Raw genomic sequence first — 21,108 nt, 5'->3', positions numbered from 1 at the left:
GAGTGCGGGGATGAAAAACGGTAGTCGGCGTTGTTTCTGCTGGATTTTCCTGACGGTTTATCCCCCGGAAACTGTGTTCCGTGCACCCCATGAGATGAAGTCGGGGTTGGCGAAGTCGCTGTCGGTCGGCTGGTTTCGCTTGCCATAGCTGAGTGGTTTGCCGTCGAGGGTCACCGTCGTGCCTCCGGCAGCCCGAAGCACGGCATCGCCGGCAGCCGTGTCCCATTCCATAGTTCTTGCAAAACGCGGATAAACGTCGGCCTTGCCTTCGGCGAGCAGGCAGAATTTCAGCGATGAGCCGATCATCGTGCAGGCACTGACGGCATTGTCGGAGAGAAAATCGTCGGTACGGTCGTTGCCGTTGCAGCGGCTGGCGAGCCCCGTCAGCGTTTCACCAGCTTGGCGCGCGGTGATCGGCGCCCGGCTGGCGATCGTGAAATCGGCATCCACCATCAGCTTTTCAGCCACGCCGTCTTCGCCCGTAAAGGCGACGCCGAGGGCAGGGGCATAGACGATGCCTGCAACAGGTTGACCATCGACGATATAGGCGATGTTGACGGTGAATTCGTCGCGATGCTCGATGAATTCGCGCGTGCCGTCGAGCGGATCGACTAAAAAGAACGGCGTCGTGCCGGTTGCCGGACTGTAGCCGGCAGCGACTGCCTCCTCTGCGATGACGGGGATGTCCGGAAAAGCCGCTGCAAGATGGGCAAGGATGATGACCTCCGCCCGCTCATCCGCAACGGTGACGGGCGACAGGTCGAGTTTCTGTGTCACCGCATGTGCGGAGCGGTAGACGGCCAGAATTGCCTCACCCGCTTCCAACGCGGCCTTTTCAAATACAGTAAGCATGATCTTCTTTTATGCCATCCTTCGTCTCGGTGCCAAGGGAGTGTTTGGGCGGCAGCAGCATCGACCCGCTATGGGCGAGTGAGATCCCTTCGTCGAAACCATGAGTAAAAATCAGGTTGACTTCACTATCCCGTAATACTTTATTGTTTTTACTTTATGAGGCGAAACTTAATTTCAGATTTTCTACAAGAATATGACAAAAAAAATTACAGAATATATGAGTAAACTTCAGATCATCATTTGATTTCTGTAATTTTAAATTTTAGAATATAACTGTCTTGTATCGCAATTCTGAATTCTCGTTTCAACTCTGCGATGTATGGAATAAGAAAATTTTATTGCGATTTACGAGAAATGCAAAAATGTATCAGCAGGAAGAGTACAATACTTCTTTTATGCCGGCAGAATTGAAGTGGATCGACGTCTGTATTGTTGCAACGCGTCGCCCTGAATTGCTGGAGCGGACACTTCGGTCTTTCCACGCAAATCTGTTCAGTGCCTTCAGGATACGCAGGATCATCGCAAATATCGATCCGCTGTTCGGGAGCGTGGCGGATCAGGAGAGGTGCATTGCCATCATTCGCCAGTACGATCCGAATGCCTTGATCTCTCTTCCAGAGCGGCCGAATTTCGCGAAGGCTGTCGCCAGCAATTGGCTGGCCAGTTCAACCGATGTCATCCTCCATCTGGAGGACGACTGGCTTCTCAATCGTCCGGTCCGCCCGGATCACCTGCATGCCTTCGTAGACTACCCGTGGATCGGGCAGATCAGCTTCAATCATGCCAACAAGCGATGGGATGTCCGTAAAAACGGGTCGTTCTGCTACGCCCTCAAGCATTTCCGGCTGATTGGCATCAAATGCTCTATCGGCCAGAAGAAGCCGACGTTTCTGACAGGGCCATCCTTTCTCAGGGGATCCTTCGCTCACCGGTCTGCCGAACTGATGGACTTCGCTCTCGATCCGGAAAAGCAATTTTGCCGGGGGGTCAACCGGTCGCTGGAACGCTATGCAGCGCAATATCGCAACCTTATCGTCGGCGAGATAGATGCTTATTACATCGAAGATATCGGCCGGAGCTGGAGGAAAGAGCGCAATATCGTGAAGCAAGTGGTTGCGGGCCAGTCCTATTGGACCGGCACCGCGCCCGAGGCGAATGACGCGCCTGAAATCCGGCTCGTTACAGAATCCGGCTCCAGAGAAATTTAGGAACGATATCCTTCCGGCGCACTGTGACGCGTGGCAGACGCATCTGGTCCAATATGGCATTTGCCTTGCCTTTGATGGTGGTCGTCGCCGTCAGGAAGCCGCTGTCTCGTGCAATCGCCACGACAAGATCATTGTGGCTTCCGAACGGGTAGCTGAAAGCCGTCACCGCGCTGCCGCTGATATCCTCGAGCTCGGCCTTGCTGCCTGCCATCTGCTCGCGTGCCTCGGCCTCGCCGAGCACACCCAAACGGGCGTGATCGAGGGTGTGGGCACCTACCTCCTGGCCGCCAGCCATCCATTCCCGCAGTTCCTCTTTCGTCATGCAAGGGTCGACGGGCATCCGCCCTTCGTCCCACTTGTTGTAGCCGCCGACCTGACGGCTGACGAAATAGGTGGTGGAGGTAAAGCCGAACTCGGCCAGAACCGGCAGGGCATTGTGATGAACATTGCGGTAACCGTCGTCGAAGGTGATGCCGACCGCCTTGCCCTTCTTTTCGCCCGACATGTAGAGGCCCAGTTCCGCCATCGAGCAGCCGGTATAGCCAAGCAGTTTCAGAGCCTGCATCTGGCTTCGAAAACGCCGCTTGCTGACGAACATATATCGCGACCCCACCCCGCGCGGCGGAGCATCGGCGATATGATGATACATGAGTATCGGGAAGCTCCGATGGCTCGCCTTATCGCCGGTTACGACAGTATTCATGACACGATACCAATTTCAGTGATCTGTCGTTTACTTCAAGGCGCTGGGGATTGGTAAGCGGTAATGTGAAATTCGCGTCACAATGCTGATTTTCCACAAGTGCGGCGCGGTTGCCTGCGCAATATCTTACTGTTGAAATCTTCGAATTCCGGCGGGCGGGGTGAGGTCTAAGGTGTTCCGCGAAAGCGACCTGACCAACGCACTTCTCGCATGTGCCACTGGAAAAGGTGCGAGGTCCTTATCAGCGAATTTTAGGTCCTTCGGAGGCTTGTTGTTTTTGCTGCATGTGCGAATGTCTGACGGGATCGAGTTTGGGACATCGCATGCGTTATTCAGCACTCAACATCTTGAAGCAGGCATTTACCGGCAACCGTGACTGGAAGCCGGTCTGGCGGACGCCAGAGCCGAAGCCGCATTACGACGTGATCATCGTCGGCGGTGGCGGGCATGGGCTGGCGACGGCCTATTATCTCGCCAAGGAGCATGGCATCACCAATGTCGCCGTGCTGGAGAAGAGCTATATCGGCTCCGGCAATGTCGGTCGCAACACGACCATCATCCGTTCGAACTACCTGCTGCCAGGCAACGAGCCGTTTTATGAGCTTTCCATGAAGTTGTGGGAAGGTCTGGAGCAGGACTTCAACTACAATGCCATGGTCTCCCAACGCGGCATCGTCAACCTGTTCCATTCGGACGGCCAGCGCGACGCCTATGCGCGGCGCGGCAATGCGATGCGGATGCACGGCGTCGATGCAGAGTTGCTCGACCGCGAGCAGGTCCGCAAGATGATGCCATACCTGAACTACGATCATGCCCGCTTCCCCATCCTCGGTGGTCTGCTGCAGAAGCGTGGCGGAACGGCCCGCCATGACGCGGTTGCCTGGGGCTATGCGCGGGGCGCCGATACGCGCGGGGTCGATCTGATCCAGCAATGCGAAGTGACCGGCATCCGGCGGGAAAACGGTCAGGTCACCGGGGTCGAAACGACGCGCGGCTTCATCGGCTGCAACAAGCTGGCACTGGCTGCTGCCGGCAATACCTCGACGCTCGGTCGCATGGCCGATCTCGACCTGCCGATCGAAAGCCATGTGCTGCAGGCTTTCGTGACCGAGGGGCTGAAGCCGGTGATCGACAATGTCATCACCTATGGTGCGGGTCACTTCTATATCTCGCAGTCGGATAAGGGCGGGCTGGTGTTCGGCGCCGATATCGACGGCTACAGTTCCTATGCCCAGCGTGGCAACCTGGCGACGGTCGAGCACACGCTGGAGGAGGGGGTCTCTCTCATCCCCGGGCTGTCGCGCGTGCGGGTGCTGCGCGCCTGGGGCGGGATCATGGACATGAGCATGGACGGTTCGCCGATCATCGATCGGACGCCGATCGACAATCTCTATCTGAACTGCGGCTGGTGCTACGGTGGGTTCAAGGCGACGCCGGCTTCCGGCTTCTGCTTTGCGCATCTGATCGCCCGGAACGAGACCCACGACGTCAGCCGGTTTTTGCGGCTCGACCGCTTCGCCCATGGTTTCGAGATCGACGAAGGCGGCAAGGGCCCGCAGCCGAACCTGCATTGAGGGCATGAGATAATGGCAAGCTTGATACACTGCCCGCATTGCGGCATCCGCCCGAAGGAAGAATTTGCGATCCGCGGCGACGCATCGGTGTCGCGCCCATCGCCCACGGCATCCGACGACGCGTGGCACCGCTACGTCTATATTCGCGACAATCCACGCGGTCGCTACCGCGAACACTGGCACCACGCCTCCGGCTGCCGCCGCTGGCTGGTGGTCGAGCGCAGCAACGTCACGCACGAGGTGTTTTCCGTGACGGATGTCGCCGATGCTGTGCGGGAGGGCGTGGAATGACGGCCTATCGCGTTTCCACCGGCGGTCTTGTCGATCGCGGCACCTCCCTCGGTTTCACCTTCGACGGCAAGCGCCTGCAGGGGCTGGGTGGCGATACGCTCGCCTCCGCACTGCTGGCCAACGACCAGATGCTGGTCGGCCGCAGTTTCAAATATCATCGTCCTCGCGGCATCGTCACGGCGGGATCGGCCGAGCCGAACGCGCTGGTGACCATTGGCAAGGGTGGCCGCACCGAGCCCAATACGCGCGCTACGGTTGCCGAACTCTACCAGGGGCTCGATGCGGTCAGCCAGAATCGCTGGCCGTCGCTGAAGCACGATATCGGCTCGCTCAACAGCTTGCTGTCGCCCTTCCTCGGGGCTGGTTTCTACTACAAGACCTTCATGTGGCCGGCGGCCTTCTGGGAAAAGGTCTACGAGCCAATCATCCGCAAGGCCGCAGGCCTCGGCCGCGCCGTAATGCAGGCCGATCCAGATCGATACGAGAAATCCTGGGCCCATTGCGACCTGCTGGTGGTCGGCGCCGGGCCGACTGGCCTGATGGCGGCCCGTACTGCGGCCCGCGCCGGACTGCGGGTCATCCTTGCCGACGAAGGCTTTCGTCTCGGCGGCTCGCTGCTGTCGGAAAAGCTCGCCATCGGCGGGATCAGCGCCGATGCTTTTGCCAAGACCGTGCTCGACGAACTAGCAGGCTTCCCCAACGTCACGCTGATGCCGCGCACGACGGTTTTCGGCTGGTACGACGACAATGTTTTCGGCGCAGTCGAGAAGGTGCAGAAGCACATCGCCATGCCATCGACGGATCGGCCGGTGGAGCGGCTGTGGCGAATTATTGCCAAGCGCGCCATCGTCGCCACCGGCGCCGAGGAGCGGCCGCTGGTTTTCGGCGGCAACGACCGGCCGGGGGTGATGATGGCTGGGGCTGCGCGCAGTTATCTCAACCGCTACGGTGTTGCCATCGGCCAGAAGGTCGCCGTGTTCACCAATGGTGGCTCCGGTTATCGCACGGCGCACGACCTGATCGCCGCAGGAGTCGAGATCGCCGCGATCATTGACACCCGCCCGGGGACATCGGATGTCGCGCCGAACGGCGTGCGCGTTATCCATGGTGGCACGGTCGTTGCCACCAAGGGCAAATACCGGATCGAGGGTCTGCTTGCCGATCGTGGTGGACTGGACGAGTTCATCGGCTGCGATGCGCTGGCGATGTCCGGCGGCTGGTCGCCGATCATCCATCTCGCCTGCCAGCGCGGCGCCAAGCCCGTCTGGTCTGACGAGCGACAGGCATTCATGGCGCCGGAGGATACAGGTGGGCTAGTGGTGGCCGGATCTGCCGGCGGTATCGACAGCGTCGCCGGTTGCCTCTCCGACGGTGCGGCGAAGGCTGCCGCCGTCATAGCAAGTCTGGGCTTCAGCGTTCAGGGCCATGACTTGCCCGAGGTTGAGGGCGAGTACGATCCGTCTTTCGCCGCCGCCTGGCATGTGCCCGGCGCCCGGGACAAGGCATTCATCGACTTCCAGAACGATGTGCATGCCAAGGATATGGGCCTCGCGCTCCGCGAAGGTTTTGGCCATGTCGAGCATGCAAAGCGCTACACCACCAACGGCATGGCGACCGATCAGGGCAAGCTCGGTAACGTCAACGCGGTCGGCATCATCGCCGGAATGCGCGGCGTCAGCCCGGCAGCGGTTGGAACGACGACCTTCCGGCCGTTCTACACACCGGTTTCCTTCGGTGCCATGGCGGGGACTGCGCGTGCAAAACATGCGCGGCCCGTGCGGCAATCGCCGCTGCACGGCTGGGCGAAGAAGAACGGCGCAATCTTTGTCGAGGCTGGTGCCTGGTACCGCTCATCTTGGTTTCCGAGGGGCGACGAAAAGACCTGGCGTGAAAGCGTCGATCGCGAAGTGCTCAACGTTCGCGCCAATGTCGGCATCTGCGATGTCTCGACGCTCGGCAAGATCGAGGTGTTCGGCAAGGATGCGGCAGAGTTCCTGAACCGGATCTACAGCAACGCCTTTCTCAAGCTTCCGGTCGGCAAGGCGCGCTATGGTCTGATGCTGCGCGAAGACGGTTTTGTCTACGACGATGGCACGACCAGCCGGCTCGCCGAAAACCACTTCTTCGTCACCACGACGACGGCCTATGCCGGCGAAGTTATGACCCACATGGAATTCTGTGCGCAGGTTCTCTGGCCAGATCTCGACGTGCGCTTCGTGTCTTCGTCGGACCAGTGGGCGCAGATGTCGGTTGCAGGTCCGAAAGCCCGAATGGTGCTGGAGCAAGTGATCGAGGACGATATTTCCAACGAGGCATTTCCGTTCCTGGCCGCAGCCAGCGTGACGCTCAAAGGCGGACTGAAGGGGCGGCTGTTCCGGATTTCGTTTTCCGGCGAACTCGCCTTCGAGCTGGCTGTGCCGGCAGGTTTCGGCGAGGCGGTGGCGGATGCGGTGATGGAAGCGGGCAAGGCACACGATATCTGCGCCTACGGCGTCGAGGCTCTGAATGTGCTGCGCATAGAGAAGGGGCATGTCACCCACAATGAACTCGATGGCCGTACTACGCCCGACGACGTCGGTCTCGGGCGGATGCTGTCGACGCAAAAGGCAGACTTCATCGGCAAGCGACTGTCGACCCGCTTCGGGCTGACGGCAGCGGACCGTGGCCAGCTCGTTGGCCTGAAGCCGATCGACCATGACAAGGAAATCAAGGCCGGCGCGCATATCCTCAAGGAAGGCGCTGCGCCGTCGACAGCCCACGACCAGGGGCATGTCTCATCGGCCTGCTTCTCACCGGTGCTCGGTCATTCCATCGCGCTTGCCATGCTCAAATCAGGGCGCGAGCGGATTGGGGAAAAGGTGCTGGTGTGGGATCGGCTGCGCGGAGAGGAGTTCCTGGCCGAGGTCTGCAGTCCGGTATTCGTCGATCCGGACGCCCAGAAACTGCATGTTTGAGGAGCGGGCCATGAGCGTCGCATTCACCAACCGCCATATCCTGGAAGATCGGATTGCCGGCTTCCATTCGCAGCCAAGCGCCGATCACCTGTCGATCATCCGCCACGCAGCCATCTTTTCCGTTCTCGCGCATACAGGCCATGAGGCCTGGGCGCTGGCGGCGCTGCGCGCAATGCAGGATGTGTCGGTGCGCAGCGTCGGGCCGGGCGAATGGCTGGTGATTTCCGAGGCACTGGGTGCCGAAAGCCTGGCGCGGGATCTCTCCATGCTCGACGCGGCACGGCTGTCGTTTTTCGAGCAGAGCGACGGACGGACGCTGCTGCGTCTCTCGGGGCCGAATGTCCGCGCTATCCTCGCCAAATGCGTGCCGGTCGATCTGCATCGCGACGTCTTTGCCGACGGCCAGTCGGGCGCCATGCTCTGCTGCCATGTCAGCGCCAACTTGGCCCGTACCGGGGCCGATACGTTCGAGATTGCGGTGATGCGCTCCTTCGCGGGAACGGTCTTCGACGAGGTGCTGGAGATGGGTCGCGAATTCAACCTGACGGCTGGTTTCGCAGACTAGGATCATGGCGCGATGAGGACAATCTGCATGTCGCAAATGGAAGTATCTGCTTCGCAGTTCGGGCTATGTGGCCTGAAATTTTGCCTCTAGGCTGATCGTCAATTCGACGGATCGAAGGGAGTTTTTCGGCGGGGATTGCCTTGCCGAACACCCTTTCCCCGGCATCGAACGCCAACCCATTCCAGACTGTTTCGATTGCGCTACCCGCAGGCGCATGCAACCGGAGATTATCCATGAAAAGCCATACGAAGGTCGTCGTCATCGGCGGCGGTGTCGTCGGATGTTCGGTCCTCTACCATCTGACGAAATTCGGCTGGACCGACGTGGTTCTGCTGGAGCGCTCGGAGCTGACATCCGGCTCGACCTGGCATGCGGCCGGCGGCATGCACACGATCAACGGTGATCCGAATGTCGCCAAGTTGCAGAAATACACGGTCGAACTCTACAAGGAAATCCAGGAGTATTCCGGCCAGGACATCGGCCTGCATATGACCTCCGGCCTGATGCTGGCGGCAACGCCGCAGCGGTTCGACTGGCTGAAGTCCATCCTTGCCAAGGGTCGCTACAACGGGCTCGAGGCGACATTGCTGTCGCCGAAAGAGGCGCACGAGATGATGCCGCTTCTCGACCCCGACCAGTTCGTCGGTGCGCTCTACGATCCGGTCGAAGGTCATCTGGACCCCTACGGCACGACGCATGCCTATGCCAAATCGGCCAAGAAAAATGGGGCTGACATCTACCTGCACACCAAGGTGGAAGATCTCGTTCAGCGCGAGGACGGCTGCTGGCGAGTGATTACAAACCAGGGCGAGATCATCGCCGAGCATGTCGTCAATTGCGGTGGCCTCTGGGCTCGTGAAGTCGGGCGCATGGTTGGCATCGAGCTGCCGGTTCTCGCCATGGAGCACATGTACCTCATTACCGAGGACATGAAGGAAGTCACCGACTTCAATGCCGCGACCGGCAAGGAGCTGATGCACTGCGTCGATTTCGATGGCGAGATCTATCTCCGCCAGGAGCGGCAGGGGATGCTGATGGGCACTTATGAAAAAGCCTGTCGGCCGTGGTCGCCGCTGAATACGCCCTGGGATTTCGGCCATGAGCTGCTGGCCGAGGACATCGAGCGGATCACGCCCGAGCTTGAAGTCGGCTTCCGGCATTTCCCGGCCTTCAACAATGCCGGCATCAAGAAGATCATCAACGGTCCCTTCACCTTCTCGCCGGATGGCAATCCGCTGGTCGGTCCGGTGCGCGGCATGACCAACTACTGGTCGGCCTGCGCCGTGATGGCCGGCTTCAGCCAAGGGGGCGGCGTCGGTCTGGCGCTTGCCAACTGGATGATCTACGGCGATCCGGGTTTTGATGTCTTTGCCATGGATGTCTCTCGCTACGGCGATTACGCGACGCTTGCCTATACCAATGCCAAGGTGCGCGAAAACTACCAACGCCGCTTCTCGATCCGCTATCCGAACGAAGAGTTGCCCGCCGGCCGGCCGCTGCTGACGACGCCGATCTACGACAAGCTGAAAGCTGCCGGCGGCGTGTTCGGTGCTTACTATGGACTTGAACAGGCACTGTGGTTTGCGCCTGCAGGCGAGGAGGACGCTTTTTCCTGGCGCCGCTCCAACGATTTCGACGTGGTCGGCGCCGAGGCCAAGGCGGTGCGCGAAAGCGTCGGCCTGATGGAGACCTCGGGATTTGCCAAGTATACGGTCACTGGAGCGGGTGCCGAAGGCTGGCTAGACGGGCTGCTCACCTGCCGCATACCCGCTATCGGCCGCATGACGCTGGCGCCGATGCTGAAGGACGACGGCAAGCTGATCGGCGATTTCACGCTTGCCAAGCTCGGGGAGGGGGATTTCCTGCTGATAGGCTCCGGCGTTGCCGAATCCTACCATATGCGCTGGTTCGAGGATCACCTGCCGAAGGATGGCTCCGTCGAACTGAAGGCGCTCGGCCTTTCCCTGCTCGGATTGTCGATTGCCGGTCCCAATGCTCGCAAGCTTCTGGAAAAGCTCACCCACCAGGATCTTTCCGATGCGGCGTTCCCGTTCATGCAAACACGACGGATGGATATCGGAATGGCGCCGGCGATCGTCGGTCGCGTCTCGTATACCGGCGATCTCGGCTTCGAGCTCTGGATGAAGCCGGAGTACCAGAGCTATCTTTTCGATCTCATCATGCAGGCCGGAGAAGAATACGGCATCAGGCTGTTCGGACTTCGCGCCCTCAATGCGCTGCGTCTCGAAAAATCCTATGGAAGCTGGTCGCGAGAATACCGGCCGCTCTACGGACCTTACGAGGCAGGCCTCGGTCGCTTCGTGGCTCTGTCGAAGGGCGCCGATTTCGTCGGCAAGCAGGCGGCGGCCAGGGAAAAGGCGGAGGGCGGCTCTATGCGGCTGAAAACCTTCATTCTTTCGGCCAAGGACGCTGACGTCATCGGCGACGAGCCGATCTATTACCAGGGGGAGGTGAAGGGTTGGGTGACATCGGGCGGGTTTGCCCATGGCTCCGGTGTCTCGGTTGCACTTGGCTACGTTCCCAAGGAAATCGCCGATGAGGCAGTGGGCTGGTCAATCGAATTGCTCGGCGAACTGCTGCCGGCGAGCCTTCAGGCCGAGCCGCTGTTCGACGTTGACGGCTCCCGCATGCGCTCCTGATCCCCAATGACCTTTGTTATCGAACGGGCCTCGCGGGGCCCGTTTCTGTTTGAATATTTTCAGCCTAAAATGTTTTTACGCGCATTATCGATTATTTTTCAGCCCGAGCGTGCTTTTTTTGATCATCCTGTGGATTAAAATGCGTCAATCACTCATTTTCTGAAAAGAAATTATCAACGTACTGTATTTTTGTCTTCACATTCGCGCCGAAAGCGCTATGGATTTTGGGGAATGGATGCCTCTTTTGGAGGCAAACGTTAACCAATAAGAGACGCGAGAAAAATTCGCGTCCAGGGGAAAGAGATATATGGAGTACTTTATCCAGCAGCTCCTTAACGGGCTGACTCTTGGGTCCATCTATGGCCTCATCGCCATCGGCTATACGATGGTTTACGGCATTGTCGGCATGATCAATTTTGCCCATGGCGACGTTTTCATGCTCGGCGGGTTTGCTGCCCTCATAGTCTATCTAGTGCTGACATCCATCTTCATCGGCCTGCCGGTGGCGGTTATTTTGCTGATCATGATGGTTGTCGCCATGCTGGTCGTCAGCCTTTGGAACTGGGTGATCGAGCGTGTCGCATACAGGCCACTGCGCGGATCGTTCCGGCTGGCGCCGCTGATTACCGCGATCGGCATGTCCATTACTTTGTCGAATTTCATCCAGGTTGCTCAGGGCCCGCGCAACAAGCCGATCCCCTCGCTGGTACGTGACGTCTATACCATTGGTGGCATCTCCGTCTCGCTGAAGCAGATCATCATCCTGATCATCACTGCGGTGCTGCTGGCTGTGTTCTGGTACATCGTCAAGTTCACAGCGCTCGGGCGTGCCCAGCGCGCCACCGAACAAGACCGAAAAATGGCGGCGCTGCTCGGCATCAACGTCGACCAGACGATTTCGATTACCTTTATCATGGGCGCAGCGCTCGCTGCCGTCGCCGGCACCATGTACCTGATGTACTATGGCGTGGCCTCGTTCACCGATGGCTTCACCCCCGGTGTCAAGGCTTTCACCGCGGCGGTTCTCGGCGGTATCGGTTCCCTTCCCGGCGCTGTGCTCGGTGGGGTGCTCATCGGCCTCATCGAGTCGCTATGGTCTGCCTACTTCACCATCGCATACAAAGACGTTGCAACCTTTGCGATCCTGGCCTTCGTGCTGATCTTCAAGCCGACTGGTATCCTCGGACGGCCTGAAGTCGAGAAGGTTTAATAATATGGCAAATGCGATCACCGATACCGGCAAGACCTCCTCGGGCCTGATCCGGAGAGGCCTCATCGAAGCCTTTTTTGCTGCCCTCATCTCGTTCGGCATGTTCGTTCTCTATATCGGCCTGAAGACCGACCAGAACATCCACAACGAGCTGATCATCGTCCAGCGTTGGGGCTTGCTGGCGATATTCGTCGCCATCGCCGCCGTCGGCCGCTTCGCCGTTATCGTCTTCCTCCGCCCACACCTGGACGAGCGCAAGCTCAGCAAGGCGCGCGCCGGCGAACTCGCGATATCGACGGAAAAGACCTTTCTTCAAAAGCACTTTCTCAAGGCTGCCCTCGTTCTGATGATCCTCTATCCGATGATCGTCGTCGGCCTCGTGGGCGCGCAGGGCTCGCTGCTCTACGTCGACAACTTCGGCATCCAGATCCTCATCTACGTCATGCTTGCCTGGGGTCTCAACATCGTTGTCGGCCTTGCCGGTCTGCTGGACCTTGGCTACGTGGCATTCTACGCCGTCGGGGCCTACTCCTACGCTCTGCTCTCGACCCATTTCGGCCTGTCCTTCTGGCTGCTGCTGCCACTGTCGGGTATCTTCGCCGCCTTGTGGGGCGTCATCCTGGGTTTCCCGGTTCTGCGCTTGCGTGGCGATTACCTCGCAATCGTGACGCTTGCCTTCGGTGAAATCATTCGCCTGGTGCTGATCAACTGGACCGAGGTGACCAAGGGAACGTTCGGTATCTCCGGTATCCCGAAGGCGACGCTATTCGGCATCAAGTTCGACGCGACGTCGACCGGTTTTGCCAAGATGTTCGACCTGCCGATGTCGTCGGCTTACTACAAGATCTTCCTGTTCTACCTGATCCTGGCGCTCTGCATGCTGACCGCCTATGTCACCATACGCCTGCGTCGCATGCCGATCGGCCGTGCCTGGGAAGCGCTGCGCGAAGACGAAATCGCCTGCCGCTCGCTCGGTATCAACACCGTGACGACCAAGCTGACGGCATTTGCGACAGGTGCGATGTTCGGTGGCTTCGCCGGATCTTTCTTCGCCGCGCGCCAGGGCTTCGTCTCGCCGGAATCCTTCGTGTTCCTGGAATCGGCCGTCATCCTTGCCATCGTCGTCCTTGGCGGCATGGGATCGCTGACCGGGATTGCCATCGCTGCCGTCGTTATGGTCGGCGGCACGGAAATCCTGCGCGAACTGGACTTCCTGAAAGCGATCTTCGGCCCCGATTTCACCCCTGAACTCTACCGCATGCTGCTGTTCGGGCTGGCCATGGTGATCGTGATGCTCTTCAAGCCGCGTGGTTTTGTCGGGTCTCGCTCGCCGACGGCTTTCCTGAAGGAAAGCAAGTCAGTTTCCGGCAGCTTTACCAAGGAGGGACACGGCTGATGAACACCCTGTCCAGCGACACGCTTCTCAAGGTCGAGCACCTTTCGATGAAGTTCGGCGGCCTGATGGCCATCAACGACTTCTCCTTCGAGGCCAAGCGCGGCAATATCACAGCTCTCATCGGCCCTAACGGTGCCGGCAAGACCACCGTGTTCAACTGCATCACCGGCTTCTACAAGCCGACGATGGGGATGATCACCATGAACCAGAAGAGCGGGAAGACCTTCCAGCTCGAGCGGCTGCCGGATTTCCGCATCACCCGCGAAGCCAAGGTCGCCCGCACGTTCCAGAATATCAGGTTGTTTTCCGGCCTGACGGTGCTGGAAAACCTTCTGGTGGCGCAACACAACAAGCTGATGAAGGCTTCCGGCTACACAATCCTCGGCCTGCTCGGCATCGGCGGATACAGCCGGGAAGCCAAGAAGGCCATCGAACTGGCCCGCTTCTGGCTGGAGAAGGCCGATCTGATCGAACGTGCCGACGATCCCGCAGGCGATCTGCCCTACGGCGCCCAGCGTCGTCTGGAAATCGCCCGTGCCATGTGCACCGAGCCGGAGCTACTCTGCCTCGATGAACCTGCCGCCGGTCTGAACCCGCGGGAATCGGCGGTGCTGAACGCATTGCTGCGCGCCATCCGCGCCGAAACCGGGACGTCAATCCTGCTGATCGAGCATGACATGTCCGTGGTGATGGAGATTTCCGACCACGTCATCGTTCTCGAATATGGCCAGAAGATTTCCGACGGTACGCCTGACCACGTCAAGAACGACCCGAGGGTGATTGCCGCCTATCTCGGCGTCGAGGACGACGAATTGGAAGACGTGATCGCCGAAGTCGAGCACCTCGAAGGGGGCGCCCAGTAACATGACAACCCAACCCTTGCTTCACGTCCAGAACGTCGAAACCTACTACGGCAATATCCGCGCGCTCGCCGGCGTCGACGTTCACGTCAACAGCGGCGAAATCGTCAGCCTGATCGGTGCCAACGGTGCCGGCAAATCGACGCTGATGATGACCATCTGCGGCAGTCCGCAGGCGCGCTCCGGCTCGATCATCTACGAAGGCCGCGACATCACCAAGCTGCCGATGCACGAGATCGCCCGGCTGCGCATCGCCCAGTCACCGGAAGGTCGTCGCATCTTTCCGCGCATGACCGTCATGGAAAACCTCCAGATGGGCGCGGGCCTGGACGATCTCAAATACTTCAAGGAAGACGTCGAGAAGATTTTCACGATGTTTCCACGCCTCAAGGAGCGGCATGCGCAGCGCGGCGGGACACTGTCGGGTGGCGAGCAGCAGATGCTGTCGATCGGCCGCGCGCTGATGGCCCGCCCTAAGCTGCTGTTGCTGGACGAACCGTCGCTCGGTCTCGCGCCGCTGATCGTAAAGGGCATATTCGAGACGATCAAACAGCTGAACGAGAAGGAAGGCCTGACGGTTTTCCTCGTCGAACAGAACGCATTCGCAGCCCTGAAGCTTTCGCATCGGGCCTATGTGATGGTCAACGGCAAGGTGACTATGAGCGGTTCCGGCAGGGAACTGCTTGCCAATCCGGAAGTCCGTGCGGCCTATCTCGAAGGCGGCCGGCATTAGGCCGACAGAAGGGGAGCTTTAATATGCAGGGACTTTTCTTCGAGCCCGACACCGGCGTGCGGATGATCATCCGGGGCCTCGTCTTGCTGCTCGGCCTGTGGACCGCGTCGCGGGCCGGCAGGGCTGTTGCCGAGAACTGGGATGGCTACGGCCTGGTCATCGCCTATACGTTTCTCCTGGCGTGGGTGATGCAGTTCCTGCACCATGCGCTCTTCGATGGGCCCATGCTCAGCGCCTTGTATTTCGGCATCGATTTCGTTGTCCTTCTGATCGTTTCGATGGCCGGTTTCCGCTATCGCCGCACCAATCAGATGGTCAACAACTATTACTGGCTGTACGAACGGACTTCCGCGTTTTCGTGGAAGGACAAACATTGACAGCCCGTTGAAACTGGGCATGAATTGCCTGGAGTGGAACAGCTTCCCCGACGCGGACAATGGTGGGTAATGCGTTGGGTTCTTGACCGGTCCCCGCCCAAAAATTGGGAGTAATAATATGAAGAAATCTCTTCTTTCGGCAGTGGCTCTGACGGCGCTCGTCGCTTTCAGCGGTACTGCATGGGCCGATATCATCATTGGCGTCGGCGGTCCCCTGACCGGTCCGAACGCAGCCTTCGGTGCACAGCTCCAGAAGGGTGCCGAACAGGCCGCAGCAGACATCAATGCTGCCGGCGGCATCAATGGCGAAAAGATCAAGATCGAACTCGGCGACGACGTTTCCGACCCGAAGCAGGGCATCTCGGTTGCCAACAAGTTCGTTGCCGATGGCGTCAAGTACGTCGTTGGTCACTTCAACTCGGGCGTTTCCATCCCGGCATCGGAGGTCTATGCTGAAAACGGAATTCTCGAAATCACGCCTGCCGCGACCAACCCGACCTTCACGGAACGCGGCCTGTGGAACACCTTCCGTACCTGCGGTCGCGACGACCAGCAGGGCGGCGTTGCCGGCGCCTATCTTGCTGCCCATTTCAAGGACAAGAAGATCGCCATCATTCACGACAAGACCCCATACGGTCAGGGTCTCGCCGATGAAACCAAGAAGGCGTTGAACACAGCCGGTATGACGGAAGTCATGTACGAAGGCATCAACGTCGGCGACAAGGACTTCTCGGCCCTCATCGCCAAGATGAAGGAAGCCGGCGTCTCGATCATCTATTGGGGTGGGCTGCACACGGAAGCTGGCCTGATCATCCGCCAGGCTGCCGACCAGGGCGTCAAGGCCACACTCGTTTCGGGCGACGGTATCGTTTCGAACGAACTGGCTTCGATCGCTGGCGACGCCGTCATCGGCACGCTGAACACCTTCGGTCCCGATCCGACACTGAACCCGGCCAACAAGGACCTCGTTGCGAAGTTCAAGGCTGCCGGCTTCAACCCTGAAGCATACACGCTGTACTCCTATGCTGCCGTTCAGACGATCGCTGCCGCTGCCAAGGCTGCTGCCTCGGTCGACGCTGAAACCGTTGCCAAGGCCATGCACGAAAAGGGTCCGTTCTCGACCGTTCTCGGCGACATCTCGTTCGACGCCAAGGGCGACCCGAAGATCCCAGGCTACATCATGTACGAATGGAAGAAGGGTCCTGACGGCAAAATCAGCTACTTCCCGCAGGACGTGAAGTAAGCTTGTAAGTTGTAGGCAATCAGTTGGGAGCCCGGCCATTGGCCGGGCTTCTTTCGTTTTACACGAGCAACGATTTCGAGGGATGAGCGGCGGTCGATCGACTACGTCGCTACATCTCGCGCAGCACATGGGCCGCCTTGACGGCTGCCGAGGCGCGGTTCTCGACGCCGAGCTTGACGTAGATCTGCTCCAGATGCTTGTTCACCGTGCGGGCGGAAAGGCCGAGGATTTCGCCGATGTCGCGGTTGGCCTTGCCCTTGGCGATCCACAGCAGCACTTCGGATTCGCGCTGGGTGAGGGAAAAATGCTGGCGCAGCACGCTGTCGTCGGCATGTTGCCGTGCAGCGGTCAGCCGGAACAGGTGCTCGTCGGGACCAATCGTGCCGAGAAAGGCCAGTTGCAGCGCTGCATGGCCGTTGGGGCTGATGGACAGAACGTTGTCGCGAGTGGGAAGGGTGCGCCCGCCTTTTCGCATGAAGCTGCTGATTTCAGCCACGACAAGCTCAAGGCCATCGTCGCTGCCGGTGGCGGCATTGACCAATCGCGTTGCCTGCGGCGTCGACCAGTGGATGCTGCCATCGCCTCTGACGGCGAGCAGGTGCCGGCCGGCGGCATCGAGCGCCACCCTGGCACTTTGCGCCGAGCGGGCATTGCGCAGATGAACGCGGATGCGGGCCCGCAGCTCGTCGATATTGATCGGCTTGGTAAGGTAATCGACGCCACCGGATTCCAGCGCGTGGACGACGTGCTCGGTCTCGGTCAGCCCCGTCATGAAGATCACCGGCACCTGCGAAATGCCGGAATTCGCCTTTAGCCGGCGGCAGGTTTCGAAACCGTCCATATCGGGCATCACGGCATCGAGCAGGATAAGGTCGGGCGTGATGCGCTCGACGATGGCGAGCGCCGCCGGACCGGAAGTGGCGATCAGGACGGAAAAGCCCGATTGTTCGAGGGCGTCGGTCAGAAATCCGAGGGCTTCCGGCGAGTCATCCACGAGCAGAACGATGTCGCGTGGCAGGGCGGGTTCAGCCAATCGGTTCTACCTTTTCGATGTCGAATTCACGCAGGAATGCCAGAAAGCCGGTCAGATCGAAGGCCTGGACATAGACCCGCAGCGCATCGATGAAAGGCTGGTTCTCGGGCAGCCTGGCGAGATCTGCAAGCTTTGCCTCAATGCCTCTGATATAGCCGATTTCGGCAAGGCTTATCAACTCTCCGATATGATCGAGGCCGGGGCTCTTCATTGGCAGCGGTGCCTTGATGGCAGGGGCTGCAACGGTGTCGGCATAGATCCATTTGAGGCCGAGATGCAGCGCCAGCCGGTCGCGCAATTGCCGGATATCGACCGGCTTGCTGATGGCGTCGTCGTGGCCGCTGCTGTTTTCCCTGCCGGCGGTTCCATCGCCTATATTGGCCGAGAGCATAAGGATCGGTCCCGCCTGTCCGCTTTCGCGCAGCCTTGCCACCAGTTGCCAGCCGTTCATGCCGGGCATCGAGATGTCGACAAGGAAAAGATCGGGCTTGATGCCTTCGATCAGTGTCAGGCAATCCGGGCCGCTGACGGCGGTCAGGACAACGAAATCGAGCGGCACCAAAATCTCGCGCATCATCTCCCGGTGATCCTCGTTGTCATCGACGACAACGATCGTCCGCCGCGAGCCGTCATAGCCGACGATCTTTCGCTCCTGCGGCACGGGCTTCATCTGCCGCTGCACGGCGGACAGCATCAGCCGCACCTTGAAGGTCGATCCGACATCCTTTTCGCTGGTCACGGAAATTTCGCCGCCCAGCGTGTTGGTGAGGAGCTGGGTGATGGTCAGGCCTAGGCCGAGGCCTGGCATCGGCCGGACGGTTTCTGCCTCGCCACGCTGGAACGGCTCGTAGATGCGTCCGAGATCCTTCTCGGCGATGCCGCGTCCCGTGTCGGAAAGCGAGAATGTGGCCACCTGGCTACGATAGCCGACGTCGAAGCGCACCGTTCCCCGGTCGGTGAACTTTATGGCGTTGGACAGCAGGTTGACGAGGATCTGCCGCAGCCGCTTCTCGTCGGTGCGGACGTAATCCGGCAGGGAGGCGGCGCGCTCATGGATGAAGGTGAGGCCTTTTGCCTGTGCCTGCGGCCGAAACATGTCGATGATCTGGTCGAGGAAATCGCGGATGTTGATCTCGTTCGAATAGACCTGCAGGCGACCGGCCTCGATTTTCGAAATATCGAGCAGGCCGTCGATCAGCCCCGACAGGTGCTCGGCGCTGCGCCGTATCACGCGGATCGAGGATTGGCGCGGCGCGGGTATCGTTTCGTCGCGCTCGAGGATCTGGGCGTAGCCGAGCACGGCGTTGAGCGGGGTGCGCAATTCGTGGCTGAGGCCGACGACATAGCGGCTCTTGGCGCGGTTGGCGCTTTCAGCTGTTTCCTTGGCGGTCTGCAGCGCAGCGTCGGTCTTCTTGTGGGCGGCGATTTCCTTCAGCAGCAGGGTATTCTGCCGAGAGGACTCTTCTTCAGCAACGACGCGGCTGTCATGGGCGAGCACGTAGAACCAGCAGACGATGCCAGCGATGACGGCGAAGACGAAGAAGACGATCAGGATGGTGCGGTTGACCACTTCGGCCGTCTCCGGCGAGGCGGAGGATACCTGGTGGGCGATGAGGGCGAGGATGACGCCGACGGCGCTGAGCGCCAGTACGACCGCGATGCCGTAGCGCCCAAGCCTCGTGGTGAGCTTGGCGATGACCGTCGCCGGCAGCACGGCGCGGGCGACGGTGCCGATCTGGGCGTTGAGATTGGCGTTCGGCTTGCACATGTCGTGACAGCGGCTGTCGAGCGAGCAGCAAAGCGAACAGATCGGCGCCGCATAGGCGGGGCACCAGGCCATGTCCTCCGGCTCGAACGGGTGCTCGCAGATCGAGCAGGTGATATCGGTGAGGTTCTTCCAGCTCTGACGCGGCTTGCGTGCGAGGTAGAACTTGCCCTTGGTGGCCCAGGCGATGGCAGGCGAGGCGACCAGCGCTACGATCAGGGTGATGTAGGGCGCAAGAGATGCGGCAACCGCGCCGAACAGGCCGAAATGCGCCGTCAGTGCGATGCCGGCCGACAGGGTCATGGCGCCAAGGCCGACTGGGTTAATGTCGTAGAGATGGGCGCGCTTGAACTCGATGCCTTCTGGGGCGAGGCCGAGCGGCTTGTTGATGAACAGGTCCGCCGAAATCGTGCAGAGCCAGGCCATGGAGATGATCGAGAAGATGCCAAGCGTCTCTTCCAGCAGCCGGTAAATGCCAAGCTCCATCAGTAGCAGCGCGATGGCGACGTTGAACACCAGCCAGATGACGCGGCCGGGATGGCTATGGGTCAGGCGCGAGAAGAAATTCGACCACGCCAGCGAGCCGGCATAGGCGTTCATGACGTTGATCTTCAGCTGCGAGACCATCACGAAGGCGACCATCAGCAGCAACGCTGCATTGTGCCAGGGGATCATGTAGCCAAATGCTGTGAGATACATCTGTGCCGGGTCGGCGGCACGGTCGGCCGGAACGCCGGCGCTCAGCGTCAGCACGACGAGGAACGAACCGGCCAGCAGCTTCGGCGCGCCGATGATCACCCAGCCGGGACCGGCCAGAAAGATCGCCAGCCGGTGGCGAAGCTTGCGATGGCCTTCCGGCGGCAGAAAGCGCAGGAAGTCGGCCTGCTCGCCGATCTGCGAGATCAAGGCGAGGATGACAGCCGAGGCGGCGCCGAAATCGATGAGGTTGAAGGGAGCAAGGGTGCCGGAAGAGGATGGCCGGTCGAGGCCGGCAAAGGCCCGCCAGATATCGAATTTTTCCCAGTCGGAAAAGGCAATGAACACGAAGGGCAGGACATTGAGGACGATCCAGAAGGGCTGGGTGAGCAGCTGGAAACGGCTGATCAGGCGGACCCCGTGGGTCACCAGCGGAATGACCATGCAGGCGCTGATGATATAGCCGATCCACAGCGGTATCCCGAGCGTCAGCTCCAGCGCACCGGACATGATCGACGCCTCGATGGCAAACAGCATGAAGGTGAAGCTGGCATAGATCAGCGAGGTCACGGTCGACCCGATGTATCCGAAGCTGGCACCACGGGTCAGGAGGTCGATATCGACGCCGTGGCGGATGGCGTAGCGACTGATCGGCAGCCCGACGCCCAGCATCACCAGACTGGCGACGATGATCGCATAGAACGCGTTGGTGGTGCCGTATGACAGCGTGATGGCGCCGCCGATTGCCTCCAGCGCCAGGAACGAGATGGCGCCGATGGCTGTCTGCGAAATGCGCTGCGATGAAAACTGCCGGGCGCTCTTGGCGGTAAAGCGCAGCGCGTAGTCTTCGAGCGTCTGGTTGGCGACCCAGCGATTATACTCCCGCCTGACGGGAATGATGCGTTGGCGTGCGGCCATGCCTTTGTCGACGTCCTCTGCGATTTGCTGTGAGGATAGCTAACACGGTTCATCGCCGGCCTTAAAGCGG

At 60.0% G+C, this 21,108-nt stretch carries 16 protein-coding genes; 12 read left to right on the top strand and 4 right to left on the bottom strand.

Going from position 1 to position 21,108, the window contains the following annotated elements:
- Positions 1-57: 57 nt before the first annotated feature.
- Entirely contained in the window at positions 58-852 is a 795-nt protein-coding gene (gene cysQ / locus PR017_RS11100; RefSeq protein ID WP_111222514.1) for a 3'(2'),5'-bisphosphate nucleotidase CysQ, read from the bottom strand.
- A gap of 278 nt (positions 853-1,130) precedes the next feature.
- On the opposite strand from cysQ, the gene PR017_RS11095 reads away from it, so the two are divergent.
- Positions 1,131-2,060 (top strand): hypothetical protein, encoded by a 930-nt coding sequence (locus PR017_RS11095; protein WP_133255665.1) that lies wholly within the window; start codon positions 1,131-1,133, stop codon positions 2,058-2,060.
- Here PR017_RS11095 and PR017_RS11090 read toward each other — a convergent pair.
- On the bottom strand, positions 2,032-2,763 hold the full coding sequence (locus tag PR017_RS11090; protein ID WP_111222516.1) for a polysaccharide deacetylase family protein: 732 nt from the start codon (positions 2,761-2,763) through the stop codon (positions 2,032-2,034). The genes PR017_RS11095 and PR017_RS11090 overlap by 29 nt on opposite strands.
- A gap of 323 nt (positions 2,764-3,086) precedes the next feature.
- On the opposite strand from PR017_RS11090, the gene PR017_RS11085 reads away from it, so the two are divergent.
- From PR017_RS11085 to PR017_RS11035, 11 genes are all read left to right on the top strand, one after another.
- The gene (locus tag PR017_RS11085) at positions 3,087-4,337 is read left to right on the top strand and encodes a sarcosine oxidase subunit beta family protein (RefSeq protein WP_111222517.1); all 1,251 of its coding nucleotides are present in this window, start codon (positions 3,087-3,089) and stop codon (positions 4,335-4,337) included.
- A 12-nt stretch (positions 4,338-4,349) separates the two neighbouring features.
- Positions 4,350-4,628: a sarcosine oxidase subunit delta gene (locus tag PR017_RS11080; protein WP_111222518.1), complete on the top strand. Its 279-nt coding sequence runs from the start codon at positions 4,350-4,352 to the stop codon at positions 4,626-4,628.
- Positions 4,625-7,582 carry a sarcosine oxidase subunit alpha family protein gene (locus tag PR017_RS11075; protein ID WP_111222519.1) on the top strand — a complete coding sequence of 986 codons (2,958 nt, stop codon included), beginning with the start codon at positions 4,625-4,627 and terminating at the stop codon, positions 7,580-7,582. Before PR017_RS11080 ends, PR017_RS11075 begins: the two co-directional genes overlap by 4 nt.
- A 10-nt stretch (positions 7,583-7,592) precedes the next feature.
- Positions 7,593-8,147, top strand: a complete 555-nt coding sequence (locus tag PR017_RS11070) for a sarcosine oxidase subunit gamma (RefSeq protein ID WP_111222520.1) — start codon at positions 7,593-7,595, stop codon at positions 8,145-8,147.
- Positions 8,148-8,380: 233 nt separating this feature from the next.
- Positions 8,381-10,807, top strand: coding sequence for a GcvT family protein (locus tag PR017_RS11065; RefSeq protein WP_111222521.1), 2,427 nt, complete (start codon positions 8,381-8,383; stop codon positions 10,805-10,807).
- Between the two features lie 307 nt (positions 10,808-11,114).
- Complete coding sequence (locus PR017_RS11060) at positions 11,115-12,017, top strand: branched-chain amino acid ABC transporter permease (protein ID WP_111222522.1); 903 nt, start codon at positions 11,115-11,117, stop codon at positions 12,015-12,017.
- Between the two features lie 4 nt (positions 12,018-12,021).
- Positions 12,022-13,413, top strand: a complete 1,392-nt coding sequence (livM, locus tag PR017_RS11055; RefSeq protein ID WP_111222523.1) for a high-affinity branched-chain amino acid ABC transporter permease LivM — start codon at positions 12,022-12,024, stop codon at positions 13,411-13,413.
- Positions 13,413-14,276, top strand: a complete 864-nt coding sequence (locus PR017_RS11050; RefSeq protein WP_111222524.1) for an ABC transporter ATP-binding protein — start codon at positions 13,413-13,415, stop codon at positions 14,274-14,276. The genes livM and PR017_RS11050 overlap by 1 nt, the downstream gene beginning before the upstream one ends.
- Position 14,277: 1 nt before the next feature.
- Complete coding sequence (locus PR017_RS11045) at positions 14,278-15,006, top strand: ABC transporter ATP-binding protein (RefSeq protein ID WP_111222525.1); 729 nt, start codon at positions 14,278-14,280, stop codon at positions 15,004-15,006.
- Between the two features lie 23 nt (positions 15,007-15,029).
- Positions 15,030-15,383, top strand: coding sequence for a DUF6867 family protein (locus PR017_RS11040; RefSeq protein WP_111222526.1), 354 nt, complete (start codon positions 15,030-15,032; stop codon positions 15,381-15,383).
- A gap of 118 nt (positions 15,384-15,501) precedes the next feature.
- Positions 15,502-16,626 (top strand): branched-chain amino acid ABC transporter substrate-binding protein, encoded by a 1,125-nt coding sequence (locus PR017_RS11035; protein WP_111222527.1) that lies wholly within the window; start codon positions 15,502-15,504, stop codon positions 16,624-16,626.
- Positions 16,627-16,735: 109 nt separating this feature from the next.
- Here PR017_RS11035 and PR017_RS11030 read toward each other — a convergent pair whose 3' ends face one another.
- A complete protein-coding gene (locus PR017_RS11030) occupies positions 16,736-17,659 on the bottom strand; it encodes a response regulator (protein WP_111222528.1) in 924 nt (307 codons plus the stop codon).
- Positions 17,652-21,038 carry a hybrid sensor histidine kinase/response regulator gene (locus tag PR017_RS11025; protein ID WP_111222529.1) on the bottom strand — a complete coding sequence of 1,129 codons (3,387 nt, stop codon included), beginning with the start codon at positions 21,036-21,038 and terminating at the stop codon, positions 17,652-17,654. Before PR017_RS11025 ends, PR017_RS11030 begins: the two co-directional genes overlap by 8 nt.
- Positions 21,039-21,108: the final 70 nt, after the last annotated feature.

Origin of the sequence: Rhizobium tumorigenes (assembly GCF_003240565.2) — a bacterium.
GTDB classification, from domain to species: Bacteria; Pseudomonadota; Alphaproteobacteria; order Rhizobiales; family Rhizobiaceae; genus Rhizobium; species Rhizobium tumorigenes.
Note: the sequence above shows the minus strand (reverse complement) of the source record. Positions and strands in the feature narration are given on the sequence as shown.

Bases quoted from the DNA above. Each gene is read 5' to 3' on its own strand.
- cysQ (WP_111222514.1), bottom strand. From the start codon at position 852: ATGCTTACTGTATTTGAAAAGGCCGCGTTGGAAGCGGGTGAGGCAATT.
- PR017_RS11090 (WP_111222516.1), bottom strand. From the start codon at position 2,763: ATGAATACTGTCGTAACCGGCGATAAGGCGAGCCATCGGAGCTTCCCG.
- PR017_RS11085 (WP_111222517.1), top strand. From the start codon at position 3,087: ATGCGTTATTCAGCACTCAACATCTTGAAGCAGGCATTTACCGGCAAC.
- PR017_RS11080 (WP_111222518.1), top strand. From the start codon at position 4,350: ATGGCAAGCTTGATACACTGCCCGCATTGCGGCATCCGCCCGAAGGAA.
- PR017_RS11075 (WP_111222519.1), top strand. From the start codon at position 4,625: ATGACGGCCTATCGCGTTTCCACCGGCGGTCTTGTCGATCGCGGCACC.
- PR017_RS11070 (WP_111222520.1), top strand. From the start codon at position 7,593: ATGAGCGTCGCATTCACCAACCGCCATATCCTGGAAGATCGGATTGCC.
- PR017_RS11065 (WP_111222521.1), top strand. From the start codon at position 8,381: ATGAAAAGCCATACGAAGGTCGTCGTCATCGGCGGCGGTGTCGTCGGA.
- PR017_RS11060 (WP_111222522.1), top strand. From the start codon at position 11,115: ATGGAGTACTTTATCCAGCAGCTCCTTAACGGGCTGACTCTTGGGTCC.
- livM (WP_111222523.1), top strand. From the start codon at position 12,022: ATGGCAAATGCGATCACCGATACCGGCAAGACCTCCTCGGGCCTGATC.
- PR017_RS11050 (WP_111222524.1), top strand. From the start codon at position 13,413: ATGAACACCCTGTCCAGCGACACGCTTCTCAAGGTCGAGCACCTTTCG.
- PR017_RS11045 (WP_111222525.1), top strand. From the start codon at position 14,278: ATGACAACCCAACCCTTGCTTCACGTCCAGAACGTCGAAACCTACTAC.
- PR017_RS11040 (WP_111222526.1), top strand. From the start codon at position 15,030: ATGCAGGGACTTTTCTTCGAGCCCGACACCGGCGTGCGGATGATCATC.
- PR017_RS11035 (WP_111222527.1), top strand. From the start codon at position 15,502: ATGAAGAAATCTCTTCTTTCGGCAGTGGCTCTGACGGCGCTCGTCGCT.
- PR017_RS11025 (WP_111222529.1), bottom strand. From the start codon at position 21,038: ATGGCCGCACGCCAACGCATCATTCCCGTCAGGCGGGAGTATAATCGC.